19 protein-coding genes and 1 other RNA gene are annotated in these 18,882 nt (G+C 73.0%); 8 read left to right on the forward strand and 12 right to left on the reverse strand.

Features of this window, described 5'->3' with window-relative positions; translation table 11 throughout:
- The first annotated feature begins 191 nt into the window (after window positions 1-191).
- Window positions 192-2,558: a SulP family inorganic anion transporter gene (locus EKD16_RS14510; RefSeq protein WP_131098877.1), complete on the forward strand. Its 2,367-nt coding sequence runs from the start codon at window positions 192-194 to the stop codon at window positions 2,556-2,558.
- 52 nt (window positions 2,559-2,610) lie between these two features.
- On the opposite strand, the gene EKD16_RS26375 is transcribed toward EKD16_RS14510, so the two are convergent.
- The gene (locus EKD16_RS26375) at window positions 2,611-2,745 is read right to left on the reverse strand and encodes a hypothetical protein (RefSeq protein ID WP_278248898.1); all 135 of its coding nucleotides are present in this window, start codon (window positions 2,743-2,745) and stop codon (window positions 2,611-2,613) included.
- Between the two features lie 413 nt (window positions 2,746-3,158).
- Here EKD16_RS26375 and EKD16_RS14515 point away from each other — a divergent pair, with 413 nt between their 5' ends.
- The gene (locus EKD16_RS14515; protein ID WP_131098878.1) at window positions 3,159-3,773 is read left to right on the forward strand and encodes a DUF433 domain-containing protein; all 615 of its coding nucleotides are present in this window, start codon (window positions 3,159-3,161) and stop codon (window positions 3,771-3,773) included.
- Complete coding sequence (locus EKD16_RS14520; protein WP_131098879.1) at window positions 3,770-4,198, forward strand: PIN-like domain-containing protein; 429 nt, start codon at window positions 3,770-3,772, stop codon at window positions 4,196-4,198. Before EKD16_RS14515 ends, EKD16_RS14520 begins: the two co-directional genes overlap by 4 nt.
- A 25-nt stretch (window positions 4,199-4,223) precedes the next feature.
- Here EKD16_RS14520 and rnpB read toward each other — a convergent pair.
- The 5 genes from rnpB to EKD16_RS14545 all read right to left on the reverse strand — a co-directional run bounded on the left by rnpB (window position 4,224) and on the right by EKD16_RS14545 (window position 8,279).
- An RNA gene (rnpB, locus tag EKD16_RS14525) (RNase P RNA component class A) lies at window positions 4,224-4,607 on the reverse strand.
- Window positions 4,608-4,693: 86 nt separating this feature from the next.
- Window positions 4,694-5,905 (reverse strand): bifunctional RNase H/acid phosphatase, encoded by a 1,212-nt coding sequence (locus EKD16_RS14530; protein WP_131098880.1) that lies wholly within the window; start codon window positions 5,903-5,905, stop codon window positions 4,694-4,696.
- 185 nt (window positions 5,906-6,090) lie between these two features.
- Window positions 6,091-6,834, reverse strand: coding sequence for a zinc ribbon domain-containing protein (locus EKD16_RS14535; RefSeq protein ID WP_131098881.1), 744 nt, complete (start codon window positions 6,832-6,834; stop codon window positions 6,091-6,093).
- A gap of 82 nt (window positions 6,835-6,916) precedes the next feature.
- Window positions 6,917-7,756, reverse strand: a complete 840-nt coding sequence (locus EKD16_RS14540) for a Nif3-like dinuclear metal center hexameric protein (protein WP_131098882.1) — start codon at window positions 7,754-7,756, stop codon at window positions 6,917-6,919.
- Between the two features lie 103 nt (window positions 7,757-7,859).
- Window positions 7,860-8,279 (reverse strand): hypothetical protein, encoded by a 420-nt coding sequence (locus tag EKD16_RS14545; RefSeq protein WP_131098883.1) that lies wholly within the window; start codon window positions 8,277-8,279, stop codon window positions 7,860-7,862.
- A 47-nt stretch (window positions 8,280-8,326) separates the two neighbouring features.
- On the opposite strand from EKD16_RS14545, the gene EKD16_RS14550 reads away from it, so the two are divergent.
- Complete coding sequence (locus tag EKD16_RS14550; RefSeq protein ID WP_131098884.1) at window positions 8,327-9,190, forward strand: deoxyribonuclease IV; 864 nt, start codon at window positions 8,327-8,329, stop codon at window positions 9,188-9,190.
- A gap of 90 nt (window positions 9,191-9,280) precedes the next feature.
- On the opposite strand, the gene EKD16_RS14555 is transcribed toward EKD16_RS14550, so the two are convergent.
- On the reverse strand, window positions 9,281-9,949 hold the full coding sequence (locus EKD16_RS14555) for a DUF7144 family membrane protein (protein ID WP_131098885.1): 669 nt from the start codon (window positions 9,947-9,949) through the stop codon (window positions 9,281-9,283).
- A gap of 340 nt (window positions 9,950-10,289) precedes the next feature.
- On the opposite strand from EKD16_RS14555, the gene EKD16_RS14560 reads away from it, so the two are divergent.
- The 3 genes from EKD16_RS14560 to EKD16_RS26380 all read left to right on the forward strand — a co-directional run bounded on the left by EKD16_RS14560 (window position 10,290) and on the right by EKD16_RS26380 (window position 11,475).
- Window positions 10,290-10,619, forward strand: coding sequence for a hypothetical protein (locus EKD16_RS14560; RefSeq protein ID WP_131098886.1), 330 nt, complete (start codon window positions 10,290-10,292; stop codon window positions 10,617-10,619).
- An 85-nt stretch (window positions 10,620-10,704) separates the two neighbouring features.
- A complete protein-coding gene (locus tag EKD16_RS14565) occupies window positions 10,705-11,340 on the forward strand; it encodes an AAA family ATPase (RefSeq protein WP_207391302.1) in 636 nt (211 codons plus the stop codon).
- 9 nt (window positions 11,341-11,349) lie between these two features.
- Entirely contained in the window at window positions 11,350-11,475 is a 126-nt protein-coding gene (locus tag EKD16_RS26380; protein ID WP_278248899.1) for a hypothetical protein, read from the forward strand.
- A 42-nt stretch (window positions 11,476-11,517) separates the two neighbouring features.
- Here the strand turns inward: EKD16_RS26380 and EKD16_RS14570 are convergent, their stop codons facing one another.
- Both EKD16_RS14570 and EKD16_RS14575 read right to left on the reverse strand, forming a co-directional pair.
- Entirely contained in the window at window positions 11,518-12,114 is a 597-nt protein-coding gene (locus EKD16_RS14570) for a hypothetical protein (RefSeq protein ID WP_131102566.1), read from the reverse strand.
- Window positions 12,115-12,213: 99 nt separating this feature from the next.
- Window positions 12,214-13,407: a VLRF1 family aeRF1-type release factor gene (locus tag EKD16_RS14575; RefSeq protein ID WP_207391303.1), complete on the reverse strand. Its 1,194-nt coding sequence runs from the start codon at window positions 13,405-13,407 to the stop codon at window positions 12,214-12,216.
- A gap of 248 nt (window positions 13,408-13,655) precedes the next feature.
- Between EKD16_RS14575 and EKD16_RS14580 the strand changes: the two genes are divergently transcribed.
- Complete coding sequence (locus EKD16_RS14580) at window positions 13,656-16,028, forward strand: Tex family protein (protein WP_131098887.1); 2,373 nt, start codon at window positions 13,656-13,658, stop codon at window positions 16,026-16,028.
- Between the two features lie 118 nt (window positions 16,029-16,146).
- Here EKD16_RS14580 and EKD16_RS14585 read toward each other — a convergent pair whose 3' ends face one another.
- From EKD16_RS14585 to EKD16_RS14595, 3 genes are all read right to left on the reverse strand, one after another.
- Window positions 16,147-17,220 (reverse strand): DUF2157 domain-containing protein, encoded by a 1,074-nt coding sequence (locus EKD16_RS14585; protein ID WP_165498575.1) that lies wholly within the window; start codon window positions 17,218-17,220, stop codon window positions 16,147-16,149.
- 383 nt (window positions 17,221-17,603) lie between these two features.
- Entirely contained in the window at window positions 17,604-17,915 is a 312-nt protein-coding gene (locus EKD16_RS14590) for a hypothetical protein (RefSeq protein ID WP_131098889.1), read from the reverse strand.
- Entirely contained in the window at window positions 17,912-18,289 is a 378-nt protein-coding gene (locus EKD16_RS14595) for a hypothetical protein (protein WP_131098890.1), read from the reverse strand. Before EKD16_RS14595 ends, EKD16_RS14590 begins: the two co-directional genes overlap by 4 nt.
- Window positions 18,290-18,882 lie beyond the last annotated feature (593 nt).

Below are 18,882 nucleotides of genomic sequence, written 5' to 3' on the forward strand. Positions count from 1 at the left end.
CACCCCCGTAGGCGAGCCACATCCGCGGAAACGGTTATCGACATCGCCGCGAATGCGCCCTCCGCACGGCCTGGATTGACTACATTTAGTGATGACCGAGGCTCGTCGGGTCACGGGCTCATTCGCCCGTCGACCCTCTGCGAGGCCGCTGTCCCCAAGCGCCATTCCGCTCGCACCCATCGGGGGTAGACATGCGCCACGACGCCCAGGGAACACCGACCCCGCATCGGGAGGAGGCCGCCGCTCCGCTCTCCCGCGTCCGCTCGCACTTCTTACTGAGCAACGTGCCCGGCGACGCCGCCGCCTCCCTCGTCGTCTTCCTCGTGGCGGTACCCCTGTCGCTGGGTATCGCCGTGGCGTCGGGGGCACCGCTGATCGCCGGCATCATCGCGGCCGTCGTCGGAGGCGTCGTCGCCGCGCTCGCGGGCGGATCGGCCGTGCAGGTCAGCGGCCCCGCCGCCGGACTGACCATCATCGTCGCCGACCTGGTCGCCACCTACGGATGGCGGGTCACCTGCCTGATCACGCTGCTCGCGGGACTGGTGCAGATCGGCCTGGGCGCCTGCCGGATCGCGCGAGCGGCGCTGGCGGTCTCCCCCGCGGTCGTCCACGGCATGCTGGCCGGAGTCGGTGTCACGATCGCGCTCGCCCAACTGCACGTGCTGCTCGGCGGGGATCCGCAGAGCTCGGCACCGGCCAACATCGCCGAGCTGCCCCGCCAGCTCGCCGACAACCACACCCCCGCGGTCGTCGTGGGACTGCTGACCATCGCCGTGGTCGTCGTGTGGCCGCGGCTGCCCGGCCTGCGGCGCATCCGCCGCCTGCCCGCGGCCCTGGTCGCCGTTGCGGGCGCGACGGCCGTGGCCGCGGTGGCCGACTGGAACGTCGAGCGGGTACACCTGCCCGACTCCCCCGCCGCGGCCTGGAACGGACCGATGCTGCCCGCCGGGGCCGAGCTGCACGGCGTGGCCATCGGCGTGGTCGCGGTGGCCCTGGTGGCCAGCGTGGAGTCGCTGCTGTGCGCCATCGCCGCCGACCGCATGCACGACGGGCCGCGCGTCGACCTCAACCGCGAACTGGTCGGCCAGGGCGCCGCCAACACCGCCAGCGGCGCGCTGGGCGGACTGCCCATCGCCGGGGTCATCGTGCGCAGCACCACCAACGCCCGCGCGGGCGCCCGCACCCCACTGTCGGCGGTGCTGCACGGCGTGTGGATCCTGGTGTTCATCGCGCTGTTCGCGCACGCCGTCGAACTGATCCCGCTGGCGGCCCTGGCCGGGCTGCTCGTGGTGATCGGGCTGCAGATGGTCAACCTCGCCCACCTGCGTGACCTCCGGCGCCACCGCGAGGCCGGCGTCTACCTGGCGGCGCTGCTGGCGGTGGTGGTCTTCGGGCTGCTGGAGGGCGTCGTCATCGGCTTCGCCCTGTCGGTGCTGGTCTCGCTGCGCCGACTGACACGGGTCAGCGTGCTCACCGAGGAATTCGAGGGACGGTGGCACATCGTCGTCCAGGGCTCGCTCACCTTCCTCGGCGTCCCGCGGGTGGCACACGTGCTGCGCACGGTGCCCAGCGGCGCCCACGTCGATCTGGACCTGCACGTGGACTTCATGGACCACGCCGCCTTCGAGTCGATCCACGCCTGGCGCTTGGACCACGAGCGCACCGGCGGCAGCGTCGACATCGACGAGGTGCACGAGAACTGGTACGAGCGCCGGTCGAGCCAGACCCCGCCCGCCGGCAAGACCGCGCCGGGCGGCCTCGCCCGGTGGTGGGCGCCCTGGGGCATGCGCGGCGGCTTCGATCCCGCCGCCCCGCCCTCGGGACTGCTGCTCAGCGGCGCGCGGGAGTACCACGCCAGCACGGCCGGCCGGATGCGGTCGCTGATGAGCCGACTGGCCCACCGCCAGCGGCCCGAGGCGCTGTTCATCACCTGCGCCGACTCCCGTGTCGTGCCCAACCTGATCACCGCCAGCGGCCCCGGCGACCTGTTCACGTTGCGCAACATCGGCAACCTGGTTCCCCGGCGCGACGGCGGACCCGCCGACGATTCCGTGGGCGCGGCCCTGGAGTATGCGGTGACGGTACTGGAGGTGCCGGCGGTGGTGGTGTGCGGCCATTCCGACTGCGGTGCGATGAAGGCGCTACTGGAAGGCACCGGCGAGCCCGATTCCGAACTGGACCGCCTGCGGCGCTGGCTCGCCCACGGAGACGCGAGTCTGGCCCGCGTCGACCGCGGCGGCCTGCACGCGGTGCCGGCGGCCGAGTCGCTGCGCGAGCTGTCGCAGGCCAACGTCGTCCAGCAGCTGGAGAATCTGCTCACCTATCCGGCGGTGCGGCGCCGGGTCGAGGAGGGGCGGCTGGAGCTGTCCGGGATGTACTACGACCTGGAATCGGCAGAGGTGCACGTGCTCGGCGCCGACGGCGCGTTCCTGCCCGTCGCCGCCGAGTCCGCACCCGCACCGCGTGCCCGGGAACGGGACACGGGAGCGGCGCCGGCCGCGCCTGATGATGGCGGCGCCGCCGATCCGCGGAGCGCGCAAGCCGCCCCGTCGAACTGACCCGGCGCTCCGCCGGGCGCGGTCTCGGCCGCGCCCGGCGGGACACGCCGATTCAACGGTCGTCGGCGTCGGTCCAGTCGTCCCGATCGTCCTTGCGGACCTCGGAGGAGTGGTAGAGGGCGAACGCGACGATGACGACGATCGCGATGATCGGCAGGGCGAACAGGATCACCCAGGTCGTGGACAAGGCAGCTCTCACCGGAACCCGACTCGCAACGGCACGGGCGCACGTCCGCGCCCGCGATACGCCCCCGCACGGCGCCTCACGCGGGACGTCCTGACCCGTCCAATCTATCGCCGCGTAGCGGTTCGTCGGTCGGCGAACCCCCGCGCTAGCGGACTTTCGGCGCGGGAACACGCACGACAGGCTCCGTCGGCCGCGGCACTGCCGCACGGCGAGGGGACCTCTCTTTACCAGATACTTCGTTGCTCGACCGCAACTGTCCGCATTCGGCCAACGCGAGACGCGAACCCACCGTGGGCAGCATGATCACTTGACGTGCACACAGCGGTGACCAGCGAGGAGAAGGATGGATCCGCCCGATGATCTGCCATGCTTGTGTCGGCGGCACCACCCGGCCACGAAAGGAGGTGACAACCATGGCCTTTCCCATCAAGCTCGCGTCCGTGCTCACCGGAGCAACCGTGGCGCAACTCCATCGTTGGCGGCGCGACCTACTGACTCCCGAAGTCGGGACTGATCCGTACCTGTACTCGTTTCGTGATCTCGTCGCGCTGCGGAGCTTCGTCAAGCTCCGTACAGACGTCTCGCTGCAAGCGATCCGCAAGGCGCTCAATCAACTGCGCGACCTCGACCTGACCGATCATCCGTCGGTTTACGAACTACGCACCGACGGCCGAAGCGTCTACCTCGTCGACGATGACGCTGTCACCGACCTAGTCAAGCGGCCCGGGCAGAGTCTGCTGCTCAACTTGGAAAACGTCTTCGCACCATTCGAGAACTTCCGCGGCGACCCTGTCGTCGACTTCCGCCGTCCGCGCCGCCATCTCCACGTCAGCGAGCACCGCCTGGCCGGCTGGCCCACCGTGGAGAACACGCGCATTCCCTTCGACACCATCGCCAAGCTGGTTTCCAGCGGCGATATCGGATTCGCGGACGTCGCCCACTTCTACCCCGACGTCAGCGCGGCGGCCGCATACGACGCCCTCGACCTCCAGTCCCAGGTCGAGAGTGTGGAGGCGAGGGCGGCGTGAAGTTCTTTCTCGACGCGAACCTCAACGTCGCCCTTGCCGCCTCTCTCCGGGCTCTGTTCATCGGACACGACTTCACTCCGGCGCACGATCTCGGCCTGCAGTACGAGCAGGACATCCCCTTGTTTCCCGAGGTCGCGCGCCAGGGTTTCGACTTCCTGATGACGCACGACCGGAACCAATTGCGCAATCTGGACGAACGACACGCACTGTGGAAATCCCGGCTGCATTGGGTCGGCTGGAAGGATTCGGGCCAACCGGGACTGCTGGGGCTGTCGCTGGAGACCGCAACGGTGACCGCGGCCCTCCCGCATATCCTCGCCGACACCCCGGACGAACCGACGTGCTACCACCTGAAGGGAGTTGCCGCGCAAAAGGAGCAGCGTCTGAAGTGCTCGTCGATCGCCATCGCCGCCTGGAAGGCGTAGGTGGCGCCCGCTGCCACGGGTAGCGGGGAAGAGTCGGCCGGTAAGCCGGATTTCGTCGGTCCGTAGCGGACCGGGCGGCCATCCATCTGGGGCTGCCGTTGCCGACAGCCTCGGTGCGGTCTACCCGCGAACTTCAGGCGGGCCGCCCTCGAACGTTCGCGCAGGGGACCGCGGTCCCCTTTTTTGACCTTGCTCCGGGTGGGGTTTACCGAGCCGACCGGATCGCTCCGGCCGCTGGTGGTCTCTTACACCACCGTTTCACCCTTACCACCGCGCGGCGGTGGCGGTCTGTTTTCTGTGGCACTTTCCCGCGGGTCGCCCCGGGTCGGTGTTACCGACCACCCTGCCCTGTGGAGTCCGGACTTTCCTCGACACCGCAACACGGTGCCGCGGCCGCCTGGCCGACTCTCCCCTCGTGCCCATTGTACCGCGTTGTGTGTCCGGTCGCGGTCCCGGCGCAGTGCGCACCGGGTCGGCGGGCACAACCGGCGGGCGTCAGGCGGAGCCCAGGTGCCCGGTGTCGTTGAGCGAGCGGACGAGCATGGGGCCGTCGCTGAAGCAGTCGATCCGCGACAGGCACCCCACGTCCAGGTGCATGCGGAACAGCGCCTCCGGCGGCGCCAGCAGGGCCTGCTGCAGCAGGACCTTGATGGGCGTGACGTGGCTGACCACGAGCACGGTGCGCCCCGCGTGGCGGGCCAGCAGCTTCTCACGCGCTTCGGCGACGCGCTCGGCGACCGCAGCGAAGCTCTCGCCGCCCTCCGGTGCCGCGCGGATGTCCGACAGCCACCGCTGCAGTTCCCCGGGCCGACTGCCCTGCACCTCGCCGAAGGTCAGGCCCTCCCAGGCACCGAAGTCGGTCTCGCGCAGCCCGCCGACCTCCTCCACCGGCAGCGACAGCTCCGCCGCGATCGGATCGGCGGTGTCGCGGGCGCGGCGCAGCGGCGAGGACACGACCACGTCGACCCCCGCCGCGGCCAGATGCCGGGCGGCGGCGCGCGCCTGGGCGTGCCCGGTTTCGGTGAGGCCGATGTCGCCCGCACCGGCGAACCGCCGCTCCACCGACATCGGCGTCTGGCCGTGGCGGAGCAGGATCAGCCGCGTCGGCGCGGTGTCGGGGGCCGCCCACCCGGTGGCGGCCGGCTGCTCGGCGCGGACTCCGGCGCCGCCGGCGGGTACGACCGCGCCGACCGGTTCCGCGGCACCGCCCGGCGCGCCGGCGGTCCCGGCATCTTCGGCAGCCGTCTGCGCGGCGCCGTCGGCTCCCTCGGCGCCGATGCGCACCGGACGGCCTTCGGCGGCGGCGTCCATGGCCTCGTTGGCCAGACCGTCGGCATGGGAGTTGTCCGCCCGCGGAATCCAGGTGTAGCGGACCTCGGCGAAGTCGGCCGCCTTGGCTCGGGCCTCCTCGACGAGCGGTTTCAGGGCCGCGTGCTTGACGCGCCAGCGGCCCGACATCTGCTCCACCACGAGCTTGGAGTCCATGCGCGCCTCGACGGCCGCGCCCGGAGCGATACCGCCGGCGGCGGCCAGGCCCGCGATCAGCCCGCGGTACTCCGCGACGTTGTTGGTCGCCACGCCGAGGGCTTCGGCGACCTCGGCCAGCAGTTCGCCGGTCGACGCATCGCGGACCACCGCGCCGAAACCGGCCGGTCCCGGGTTGCCGCGCGAACCGCCGTCGGCCTCGATCACCAGTCGCCGACTCATCCCGGCCACCTCCTGCTCCTCTGGCCCCGCCGCGCGTGGTGCGTCCGCGCGCCGGACCCCGTATCGTCCGCGGCGGCGGCCTCTGACACAGCCCTTCTCGGCCGGTGCCGCCCCGTTCGCCTGCTTCGCCTCCGCCGACCGGCCCGTCCGGCTCACCCGGTGCGCCCGTGCCCGCCGGGTGCCGCCTACAGCCCCGACTCTCCGGTGCGGACGAGGATGCGGCGGCACTGGTCGCAGCGCAGCACCTCGTCCTCGGGGGCGTTGCGGAACTCGGCCAGCTCGGCGGTGCTCAGCGCGAGCTTGCAGCCCTCGCAGCGCCCGTAGCGCAGCGGAGCGGCTCCGACACCCTCGTGCTGGTCGCGCAGTTTGGTGTAGAAGGCGATGAGTTCGTCGGGGATCTCGCCGGCGAAGCGCTCGCGGCGGGTGAATTCGGCGGCGCGGTCGGCCTCGATCCCGCCGACCGCGGTGGCCCGCCGCTCCTCGGCCGCGTCGTGTTCGGTCTCGGCCTCCTCCAGCTCCTTGTTCAGCTGGGCCTCCTGTGACTCCAGGCCCTCGCGGCGCTCCATCACCTCCAGCACGATCTCCTCCAGCTCGCTCTGGCGGCGCTGCAGCGAGGCGATCTCCGACTGCAGGTGCTCCAGGTCCTTGGGTGAGGAGACCTCACCCGAGTCCAGGCGCTTGGAGTCGCGCTCGGCGCGCGTGCGGACCTGATCGACGTCGGACTCGGCTTTGCGCTGCTCGCGGTCGAGATCCGAAAGCGCCGTCGTCAGCGCGGTCCGGCGGTCGCGCAGTTCGGCGAGCCGGGCGTCGAGGCGCTGGACCTCCGCGTTCTCGGGCAGGTTGCGCAGCCGGTGCGCGAGCTGGGCGAGTCGGCTGTCGGCCTCCTGGAGGTCGAGCAGGCGCATCTGGTGGGCCGGTTCTGCTTTCACTTGGGTTCGGGGCTCCTTTGCCGGCGGCTGCAGCGGTGGCGGCGCCGCGCGCGGCACGCGCCGCGGCGGCGGAGGGATCGGCTCACAGCGCCAGTGACCAGGCGTCGGTGACGATCGTTGATACGCGGGTCTCCACGTTAGCCCGTTCGCCGCCCAGCGCGCTCACGAGTCGGGCGGCGCCCTCGGCCAGCCAGGGCCACTCGCTCGCCCAGTGCGCCGTGTCGACGAGGGCGGTGCCGCCGTGCTCGGCGAACTCCGAGGCGGGGTGGTGGCGCAGGTCGGAGGTGAGGTAGACGTCCACCCCGGCGGCGCGGGCGCGGTCCAGCAGCGCGTCTCCGGCTCCGCCGGAGACCGCGACACGCTGCACGGGGCGCTCGGGGTCGCCGCTGACGCGGATGCCGCCTGCCGTCCGCGGCAGCCCCGCCGCCGCGCGGGCCGCGAAGTCGCGCAGCGGCACCGGTTCGGGCAGCGCGCCGACGCGGCCGATACCGCGGCGCCCGGCCGGGTCGGCGGGGTCGGGGTCGAGCGGGCGCAGCGGGCCGGGCAGGCCCACGGCGGCGGCGAGCGCGTCGGAGACGCCGGGGTCCGCGGTGTCGGCGTTGGTGTGGGCGGTGTAGAGGGCGATGCCCGAGGAGATCAGCCGGTGCACGAGCCGACCCTTGGGCGTGGTGGCGGCGACGCCGGTGACACCGCGCAGCAGCAGCGGGTGGTGGGTGATGACGAGGTCGGCGCCCCATTCCCGGGCCTCTTCGACCACTTCGGCCACGGGGTCGACGGCGAAGAGGACGCGGCGCACCGGCTGGGCGGGCTCGCCGCACACCAGTCCCACGGCGTCCCAGGAGGCCGCCCAGGCGGGGTCGTAGACGCCCTCGAAGGCGCGCGTCACATCGTGCAGGCTGAGGTCGGCTGGCGATTCGGTCACGCACCGCACCCTAGCGGGCCGGTCGCGGGCACGTGCGCGATCGGCCGGGCGCGTTCGCCGAGGTCCGCGGAGGCCGCTCCCCCACCGGCGGACTGCCGCGCTTTCAGGTGCTGGCGGCCCGACCGCGGGGGCGGATGCAGCCGGCGGCGTAGACACCGATCGCGCCGGAGAGACCGCCCAGCACCAGCCACGCCCGGGCGACGCCCGGCAGCGCGGGATCGCCCCAGCCGAGCGGGGCCAGGATGAGGTAGCACACCAGCCCCAAGACGGTCGCCAACCCGGCCCGCGGCACCTTGAGCAGCCGCAGGAGCCACCACCCCACCAGCGGCGTAACCACCAGCCGCAGCGCCATCGCTCCGATGCCGAGCCCGATGTTGGCGCCCACCACATCGCCGCCGGCCTGCGAACCGATCAGCGACACGCCGCCGTAGGCGAGCAGTCCCACGACCCCGGTCGCTGCGCAGCCGACGGCGGCGCCGCGCCCGACACGGCGCCAGTCGGGCACGAACCGGCTTTTCGTCATGCCCTCCATCATGCCCGGTGCCCACAGGCCCTAAGCTGAGGCCGACCATGACTGATCTCGCTGAATCCCCGATCGGGGCCCATGTGCCCGTCGCCGGTGGCCTGGCCACCCGCGGCCTCGCCTATGCCGCCGACATCGGCGCCGAGACCGTCCAGGTGTTCGTCTCCAACCCGCGCGGGTGGGCGACGACGGCCGGCAGCCCGGACGAGGACGCCAAGCTGCGCGAGCGCACCGACCTGCCGGTGTTCGTGCACGCCAACTACCTGATCAACCTGGGGGCGCCCGACGACGGGATCGCCGAGCGCTCGGTGGCGTCGCTGCGGCACGCCCTGGGGCGCGGCGCCGACATCGGCGCGCGCGGCGTCGTCGTGCACACCGGATCGGCCGTGCGCGGCGGACGCGAGGAAGGGCTGGCGCGGATGCGCGCGCGGCTGCTGCCGCTGCTGGAGGAGTCGGCCGACGACGTGCCGCCCGTCCTGCTGGAGCCCATGGCGGGCCAGGGCCAGGTGCTGTGTGCGACGGTCGACGACCTCGCGGGCTACCTCGCGGCGCTGGACTGGCACCCGCGGGCCGGGGTGTGCCTGGACACCGCGCACGCCTTCGCCGCGGGGCACGACGTGTCCACCCCGGCCGGGATGAACGCGATGCTGGACGCCTTCGGCGAGGCGGTCGGGGCCGAGCGGCTCCGGCTCATCCACGCCAACGACTCCAAGGAGCCGTGCGGCAGCAACAAGGACCGCCACGAGAACATCGGAGCCGGCCACATCGGCACCGCCCCCTTCGGCGCGCTGTTCACCCATCCGGTGAGCGCGGGGGTCGCCGTCATGTGCGAGACGCCGGGCCCGGTGAAACCGCACGCCGCCGACATCGCGACGCTCAAAAGGCTGCGCGACGGAACCGGGGCGGCCTGACCGCCTTCGGCCCGCGGCCGCGTCGGGGACGCTCCCGCCGACGGCCGCGGGCCGAGCCGCTCCCGGGCGGAAGCGGCTCGGCGCCCGCTGTCAGCTCGTCGGGTGCTCGTGCTTGCCGGGGCGCGTTCCGGGCGGGCGCTCCATGGCGGCCTGGCGCGCCTGCTGAGTGCTGGCCCCGCCGTAGGTGCGCTCGCGCTCCCCGGCTTCGGGAGCGCGCTCGCGGGTGCCGCCTCCGCCGGCTTCCTCGGCCTGCTCCCGGCCGCGGCCGACGCCCTCGCCCGCGGATTCGCCCTCGCCGGCGGCTTCGCGGTCGGCCGCCGCGGACCGCGCGTCGGCGCGTCCGGCCGCGTAGGCGTCGGCGCCGCCGGTGGCCTCCTGCACGCGCCCGTGCCGCCAGCCGGCCGTGACTCCGTAGACCAGGAGCACGTCGATCGCGATGACCACCAGGGACCACACCGGGTAGGAGTCGATGAACGCGAGCTGGGCGAACGCGTTCAACGCGGCGAGGACGACGGTCAGGGCCCTCGCCCACATCCGCCCGGAAAGCATGGCGGCGCCCGCGAGGACGAGGACGATCCCCCAGATACCCAGGATCAGCCCCCACGTCGTGTAGCCGAAGACGAGTATCTCGCCCTCGGCGGCGACGAAGTACTCGGGCGTGAACATGGCGACGACGCCCTGCACGATGTTCACGGCGCCGACCACGAAGAGCATGGTGGCCGCGAAGATCGCCCATCCGTTCACCCGCGATCGCTGCATATCGTGCTCCTCCCCAGGACGAGGAGCACGTCGGTGCGCGTTTCCCCGCCCCTCTTTGTCAGCACTCGATCCAGCCTTACGATGCACGACGCGGACGCCCCGAATCCACAGCCGCCCCGTCAGGGTCGGGTAAAACAGCACAAAAACCTGATTCCCTAGGTTGTGCGGGGTGTCCTGCGGCATTCCGGCTCCGGTTGCGTCCGGACGCGGCGGGAGCGCGCCGGACCGTGGCATAAGGCCGGAATCGGACGCACAATGGAGGCGGAATCGGCGTCTCGCGCGGTTAAGGGCGCACGGCAGGGGCCACAATGGGGAAGACGGTCGTGGAAGGGCGGTGCGCATGGAACCGGTCAGCCTGGTGTTGGGGGCGGCACTCGCTCTCGGCGGGGTGATGATCGGCCGCCTGCTGCCGCGCCGCCGGCCGTCGGCGCCATCGGCCCCGCCCGCCGTCCCCGCCAAGCCCAGCACCCCCCAGCCGATCTGCGGCTGCGGCCACCACCTGGTCTTCCACAACCGGGAGAGCAAGCTGTGCCAGGCCCAAGTGGTGATCCCGGGCCGCTGGGTGGGCCAGAGCGGCGGGAGCTACCGGCCGTGCATGTGCCAGGGCTACCGCGGCCCGGTCCCGGTAGACGAGTACTACGCACCCGACATCATGGGCGGCGATTCGTGAAGCGCGGTGCCTTCGCCCGGCACCCGCTCTGCTGTGCTCGCGCCGGGCGCCGGGCCGCCGGGGCGCAGCGCGGTAGCGTGCGGGGGTGACCTACTCTCCGCAGAGCTCCCGCGCCTTCGGCGGCGGCCGCGGCACCGTGTGGGTGGTGGCCGGTGCTCCCGGGGCGGGCAAGTCGACGGTCGCCGAGGCGCTGCTGGCGTGCCTGGACCCGGTGCCGGCGCTGCTGGACAAAGACACGCTCTTCAGCGGGTTCGCCGCCGAGGTGCTCTCCGCCTACGGCCGTTCCTACGGCGAACGCGAGGGCCCGTGGTACGACGAGCACATCAAGGTGCACGAGTACGCCGGGATGACGGCCGCCGCGGCGCAGATCCGCGCCGCGGGGTGCCCGGTGATGCCGGTGGCCCCGTTCACCAGCCGGATCCGCGACGCCGACCGGTGGCGCGCGTGGGTGGGCGAACTCGGCGGCGAGCCGGTGCGCCTGGTGTGGGTCGCCAGCGACGCCGCCACCCTGCGCGCCCGCATCGGGGGGCGGGGGCGCTCCCGCGACGCCGGGAAACTCGACGGCTTCGACGACTTCGTGGCGCGGGTACGCCCCGACGAGCCGCCCCCGGTCGACCACCTCGCCGTCGACAACCGCCTGGGGGCCGCGCCGCTGTCCGAGCAGGTCGCGGCCGTTGCGGCGGCCGGCTCGAAGCCGTGTGGGCGTGCGGAGGGCGGGTAGACGGGCGGTATGGAGATCGGAACCGCTGAACTCATCATCATGGCACTGCTGCTCATCGGCATTCCGACCATCTTCGTGACGGTCGCGGCGCTGATGAGGCGGCGCTACCGCCGCAGCACCCGCGGCGACCGCTGAAAAGCGCCGGCCCCGGGCGGCGCCGCGGGCGCGGCGCGCTCCTCAGCGGTCATCGGCGCCTCCGCCCCGGGACTCGCCGACCCGGGTCACCAGCTGCAGCAGTCCCCAGGTGAAGTCGGCGGTGTAGGAGTAGGTGCGGTGGTCGCCCGCCGCCTCCGAGGCGGTGAAGGCCAGCCGCCAGCGCGCAGGCGCGGTTCCCTCCATCGGTACGGCCGGCGCGAACGCGCGGGCCACGTCCTCGACCACGCAGGACCACGGCACGAGGTCGTCGACGGCGTGCGGTTCGGGCGCCGGGGCGTCCTCGGCGCGCACCAGCCACTCGTGCAGCAGGGCGCCCTCCGGCAGCGTCACCACCTCGTAGCGCAGTTCGGGCCACAGCGGCACCGGCCAGCGGTGCACAGCGCAGGCGAGGTCGCCGAGGGTGCGCTTGCCGGTGCTATGCGCGGGCCCGAGCACCGTCTCGTAGCGCCGCAGCCCCGCCGGCGCGCGGGCGGAGCGCAGCATCGCCTGCCATCGGGCGTTGACCTCGCGCATCTCGGTGCGGGAGGCGTCCAGCTCGCGGCGCGCCTGGTCGACCAGTTGCGGCTGGAAGTCGGCCATGCGCCGCAGCAGCACGAGTTGGAACTCGCGCGGACCCATCGACGCCACGCGCCGGCACCTCCCTCGGGCGGTCCCCTCGCGGCTGCCGGCGCCCCGCGGGCCGGGCCCGCCCGGCCGACGCCGCGCTCGGCGCGGAGCCTACCAGCGCAGCAGCGCGGCGACGCCGTCCTCCTCGGCCAGTACCGCGGCCGCTTCGGGCGGCAGCAGCGTCACCTCGGCACCGGAGGTGAACCCCAGTTCGATCATGCGTTCACCCAGGTCGGGTTCCTCCGCCATGGCGTCGTGGGACTGCCCGGGCGGCAGCTCCCCATGAGGGTAGTACCCGCCGTCGGGTGCCCGATGTCCGCGCAGCTCGCGCATACCGTCCAGGACGAGGTGGGCGACGCGGTTCTCGCGGAAGGCGCCGAGGGTGTCGCTGAGGCCCGTGGTGCCCGCGCCGCCGGAGCGGGTGGTCTCGCGCGCCTGCTCGGCGAGGGCGCGGCAGCGCCGCCGCCGCGCCTCCTCCAGTTCGGGGCGTACGAGAGCGGCGATCTCGGTCAGCGACAGCGATTCGGCGACGCGGTCCAGCAGCACGACGTCGCGGCGGGCCGGCGAGGAGGCGAGACCCTTGCGCACGGCGTCGATCAGGCGGGCGTCACCGGTGACGGCGACCGAGCGCCAGCCGTACTCGTCGGCGATCTCGCCGATGCGGGGCCGCAGCGAGGAGAGGTAGCGCAGCAGGTTGTCCTCGACGCGTCGGTCGAACCGGTCGAAAGCATTGGCGCCGCGCGAGGGGCTGCCGGCTTGGCCGGTGGCGGCCGGGGCGCGCATATTGCGCCAGTCGTCGGTGTCGAGCTGGAAGGACAGCCGGGTCACCTCCGAGGCCACACCGAAGCGCAGGTCGATCACGCGCACGCCCTCGTGGGAGACCGCCAGCACGCCGGCGGGCGCGCCGAGGGTGAGCGCCCCGGCCAGTGGGCGCAGGTAGGGGCGCGACTGCAGGACCGCGCAGTCGTCCAACGGCATCTGCACCGTGAGCGTGTGCACCTCGTCGGTACTGACAGGGGCGAACAGGGCCCTGCCCACTCCCGACTCGGCGCTGTCGAGCACGGACTCGATCTCCGGCTGGAGCCGGTCGAGGCGCGCGAGCACGGCGTTGGCACGGTCCTTGCCGCCGTCGCCGGCGGCCGCTCGGCTGCGCACCGCGCCCAGGGCGTGGCCCACGGCCAGGCGCCAGGCGGGCGAGGCCGATTTGTCGCGCGGGTCGGCGGTGGCATACACGGTCAGCACGCCGATGTCGTCGCGTATGGCGGCCAGGTCGCGAACCGAGGTCGGATCAATGGTCACGCTCATCCCGCCCATCGTCGAGGTTCCTGCGAATCCACCGGAGGTCGCGCCTCCTCCCTCACAGGACACCAGGAGCGCCTCAAACGCCGGGTCGCCGGCCGGTCACACACGCCCCAAAAAAGCGGTCGGCGACGGGCCCCGCGCAGCGTCCGCCCCGGCGGTCGCGCCCGTCGGCCGTGCACCGGCGTGACAACCGCCGCCGGTGCCAGGACAATGCACCGGGTGAACATGAGCGAGAAAGTGGACCTGCCAACGTGACGATCAGTATCGACCAGCGCATCGCCGAGGAGATCGGCGTCAGCCAGCACCGGGTGACCGCGGCCGTCGGGCTGCTCGACGACGGTTCCACCGTCCCCTTCGTCGCCCGCTACCGCAAGGAGGCGACCGGGGGCCTCGACGACGCCCAACTGCGCCATCTGGAAGAGCGCCTGCGCTACCTGCGGGAGCTGGAGGAGCGCCGCGCCGTCATCCTGGAGTCGGTCCGCTCCCAGGGCAAGCTCGACGAGGCGCTGGAAGCGCGCATCAACGAGGCCGACTCCAAGGCGCGGCTGGAGGACATCTACCTGCCTTACAAGCCCAAGCGGCGCACCAAGGCCCAGATCGCCCGTGAAGCCGGGCTGGAGCCGCTGGCCGAGTCGCTGCTGGGCGATCCGGAGCAGGATCCGCAGACCGTCGCCGCCGGCTACGCCGATCCCGACAACGGCGTCGCCGACGCCGCCGCCGCGCTGGAGGGCGCCCGGGCGATCCTGGTGGAGCGCTTCACCGAGGACGCCGACCTGGTCGGGGAGCTGCGCGAGCGGCTGTGGTCGCGCGGGCGGCTGGCCGCCGCGGTCCGTGAGGGCCGCGAGCAGGACGGCGCCAAGTTCTCCGACTACTTCGACTACGCCGAGGCGCTGACGGCGCTCCCCTCCCACCGGGTACTGGCGATGTTCCGCGGGGAGAAGGAGGAGGTGCTCGCCCTCACCCTGCAGCCCGAGGAGGACGCCGCGGCGGACGACCCGTCCGCCCCCGGCCCCTACGAGCGGGCGATCGCCGCGCGCTTCGGCATCGCCGACCGGGGGCGTCCGGCCGACCGGTGGCTGGTGGAGTCGGTTCGCTGGGCCTGGCGCACCCGCGTGTTCGTGCGGCTGGACATCGACCTGCGGATGCGGCTGTGGCAGCAGGCGGAGGACGCGGGCGTGGGGGTGTTCGCCGCCAACCTGCGCGACCTGCTGCTGGCCGCGCCGGCCGGCACCCGGTCCACCATCGGACTCGACCCCGGCCTGCGCACCGGCGTCAAGGTGGCCGTGGTCGACGCGACCGGCAAGGTGGTGGCCACGGACACGGTCTACCCGCACGCGCCGCAGCGGCGCTGGGACGAGGCGCTGGCCACGCTCGGCAAGCTGGTGCGCGAGCACGCCGTCGAGCTGTTGGCCATCGGCAACGGCACCGCCTCGCGCGAGACCGACCGGCTCGCCGCGGAGCTGGTCAAGCTGATGGGCGCGGGCAAGCTGACCAAGGTCATGGTCTCGGAGTCGGGCGCCTCGGTCTACTCCGCCTCCGCCTACGCCTCACGCGAGCTGCCGGAGTTGGACGTCTCGCTGCGCGGCGCGGTCTCCATCGCCCGCCGGCTGCAGGACCCGCTCGCCGAACTGGTCAAGATCGACCCGAAGTCGATCGGGGTCGGCCAGTACCAGCACGACCTCTCGGAGAACAAGCTCTCGCGGTCGCTGGACACCGTGGTGGAGGACTGCGTGAACGCGGTGGGGGTCGACGTCAACACCGCATCCGTGCCGCTGCTGTCGCGGGTCTCGGGCATCAGCTCCGCGGTCGCGCAGAACATCGTCGAGCACCGCGACGCCAACGGCCCCTTCACCGCCCGTTCGGGGCTGAACCGGGTGCCGAGGCTGGGGCCCAAGGCGTTCGAGCAGTGCGCCGGATTCCTGCGCATCCGCGGCGGCGACGACCCGCTGGACGCCTCCAGCGTGCACCCGGAGTCCTACCCGGTGGTGCGCCGCATCGTCGCCGAGACCGGCGGCGGCGTGTCCTCGCTGATCGGCGACGGCGCGAAGCTGCGATCGCTGCGGCCCGCCGACTTCGTCGACGACGCGTTCGGGCTGCCCACGGTCACCGACATCATCGCCGAGCTGGAGAAGCCCGGGCGCGACCCGCGGCCGGAGTTCAGCACGGCCTCGTTCAAGGAGGGCGTGGAGACGCTGGCCGATCTGCGGCGCGGCATGATCCTGGAGGGGATCATCACCAATGTGGCGGCCTTCGGCGCGTTCGTGGACGTGGGCGTGCACCAGGACGGGCTCGTGCACGTGTCGGCGATGTCCAAGAGCTTCGTCAGCGACCCGCGCGACGTGGCCAAGCCGGGCGACATCGTCAAGGTCAAGGTGATGGACGTCGACACCGACCGCAAGCGGATCGCGCTGAGCATGCGCCTGGACGACGATCCCGACTCCGGCGAGCGCGGCGGCAAGAGCGGCGGCGGCAAGGACGACGGCACAGGGCGCGGCGGCGGCCGCAAGAGCAAGGGCCGCGGCGGCGGCAGAGGCGGGCGCGACGGCGGCCGCGACAGCGGAGGCGGCGGAGGCGCCATGGCCGACGCGCTGCGGCGTGCGGGCCTGGACAAGGGCCCCGGATAGCCGGAGCCGCGGCGGGGGTGCGCGGTCGGCCGCACCGGCGCGCGCCGCGCTCCCCCGCGGGTGCCGAGTCCGCCGCGGATGCCGCCGCCTCGCGGCGCCCGCGCTGCCGCTGCGGACCCTAAGGGCCCGACCGCGGCCCGGACCGGGGCGGGGCTGCCGGCCCACCGGCTGCGGGCGAAGCCTCCTCGGGCGGGCCCTGGCCGGGCGCGGCGGCGCCGGGCGGCGGGCGGTTGCCCGCGTTGCGCCGGTGCAGCAGCAGCCCCAGCCAACTGGCCACCAGCAGGACGGCTCCGGCGAGCAGCAGCACGGCCGCCACCGCGATCGCGCCGTCGGTGACGTCCCACACCAGCTCCGGCACTCCGACGGTCACGCCCGCGATGCCCAGCACCAGCAGCACCGCGGCCCGCTCCCGGGTGTAGTAGGCGATGCACAGCGCGGCCACCGCCAGCGTGCTGCCGTATCCCCAGGCACTGTTGTCGCTCCAGGCCAGCAGGGTCTGGCAGGCCGCCAGCGCCAGCCCCGCGCCCAGCCCCAGGCCCAGTCGGCGCTCGGCCGCGACGCCCAGCGAGGACAGCACCGCCCACACCAGACCCAAGCCCATCCATGCGGCGCCCAGCACCAGGCTGTAGTCGCTGCGGTCGGGCATGATCTCCTCGACCAGCGACCCGACGAGGCCGACACCCATCCCCCACACCGTCACCTGGCCCACGGCCGAAGGCAGCGCCGCATAACCGGCGGCGGCGATCGCCAGTCCGACCAGCGGCGGTAGGTACATGAGCTCGCCGTCCACGGCCACGCCCACGGCGAAGGCGCCCAGCGCCGACGCGAGCGCCAGCAGCACCCCGGCGATGCGGCGGCGGACCGTGGGAACGCGGTTGCTCCGGCCCCGCATCCGGTGGGGGCCGCCGGCCATGAACACGGCGGCGCCGACGGCGACGACGGCCAGCACCGCCAGGAGTGCGATGCGGGCGTCGTCGGAGAGCTCCTCCCAGGACGCTGCGGCCAGTGCCACCGCCCCGGCCAGCACCAGACCGCCGCCGATGTATCCGGCGATCTCCATCCAGCGCACGCCGCCGCGCCCGGGTGCGGCCGCGTCCAGCGCGATCCGCACCTCCTCGGCCTGCGCCGGCGAGAGCACGCCCCGGTCGACGAGGCCGCGCAGCGCCGCTTCGCGGGGCTTCGACTCGCTCACCTGATCCCTCCTCCTCGATCCGCGCGCGACCGGTTCCGCCCGGTCTCCCACATCCCATCGTGTAGGTCCCGAGTGCGGCTTGAGTATCCCTACTCAGGGTCCCGGTCCGCAGGGATCCGGCGCCCCCGGCCCGCAGCGGACGCCGCAGCGGCGCGGCGGAAGGCGGCAGAAGGCGGCGGAAGGCGGCTCGGGTCTGTTGTGCGGCCTTGTGCAGGCCTTGTGCGCAGCTGCGACCGCGGTCCGGAGACCTCCTGCTCTAGCCGCCTGCGCAACTACCGCAACCAGCACGTCCACGATTAGCTCCGCCGCGACGCGGCACCGGGGGGCCGGCGGAGCTGGTGCGCCTTGGGCGGAGACCGCCGGGCAGCGGGCGGTGAACGCCCCTATTCGATTGCGGCCACGGCCGCGGCGTACTCGACCAGCGCGCTCACAACGGGCGCGGCCATCATGACGACGAAGGCCAGTCCGGCCCAGACCCGGTTCCCCGGACACCGGAAGCTCACGGCGCACAGCACCAGCGCGGGCACGCCGAACACGAGCACGGCGCCGACTTGCACCGCCAGCGACGAGGTCACGGCGAAGGCGATGAACAGCGCGATGGCGCAGCAGAGCCCGGCGATCCCTGGAAGGCGGGCGCGGTCGGCGTGTCCGGGAGGCGCGGGGAACGGCGCGTATCCGGGGTGGTAGGGGTTCACATGTCACCTGCCATGAGTGCCGTGTGCACTCCGAACGTATAAAAGGCCACGAACACGACAGTCGTGATGAACGGGCCGCTCACGGCCAGGAGTATGGCCATCACCGACGACGCCGAAGGCCCTTCGGTCCGACGGGACTGCACCGCTTTGACGATCGCGATGATCCCCAGGACCGTGGGAAGCAGTAGCGCGACCGGACGCCGCAGCCCCCAGAGCACGTCGATCGCGGCGATCATCTCGGCGTCACTATGCGGCTCATCGGAAGAGCCGAGCCTGGTGATCATGGTCATGTCCGCGCTGAAGCCGATGGCGATCGCCAAGCCGAGGGACACCGCGAACCCTGCGACCACCAGCGACCATGTGCTCCTGCTCATACGTGAATGCAAGGCTTCCTTCCAACTCACGCAGTCACCACTGACTGGGGGGCCATTGCATCGCCACCCGTGGCTCTGCGGCCGCAGTGACCTTACCCAATCGGCGGAATCCGCGCAGCCGCGGGGGTTGTTCGCCGACCCGCGGTTCTCGCGTGATCCAGCGCCCCGACGGCCGTGGAGAGCTCCTGCAACCAGGCTTCAAGATCAGTAGGGACCACCCACGGTTACCTACCTTGGGTGGCCATGACATCGCAAACTGTCGTTGCAGTACTAGGACGGCAGAGGGCCGGACCTGCGGTGAACGAGTCGGGTGCTCGCCGGTGGCGGTGATCGGCGGAGGGCGGCAGGGGTCTGCTGTGCGGCCTTGTGAACTGCCGGGCGACGGGTGGACTTCACCGGAAAGCAGCAGCAAGGGCGGCGAATGGTGGAGGCGGCGGCCATCGCACCCGGTGCCCGCCGGTCGGGCGCCAGACGCGAGCGGCACGGGTCCGCTTGGCGGCCTTGCTGGCCTGCCGGGCGACGGGCGGTCTTCACTCAAAAGCGGCGGCGGTGGCAGCCGAGCCGGGCCCGCGCCCACCGCACCGCATGCCCGC

Origin of the sequence: Streptomonospora litoralis (assembly GCF_004323735.1) — a bacterium.
Taxonomy (GTDB): Bacteria; Actinomycetota; Actinomycetes; order Streptosporangiales; family Streptosporangiaceae; genus Streptomonospora; species Streptomonospora litoralis.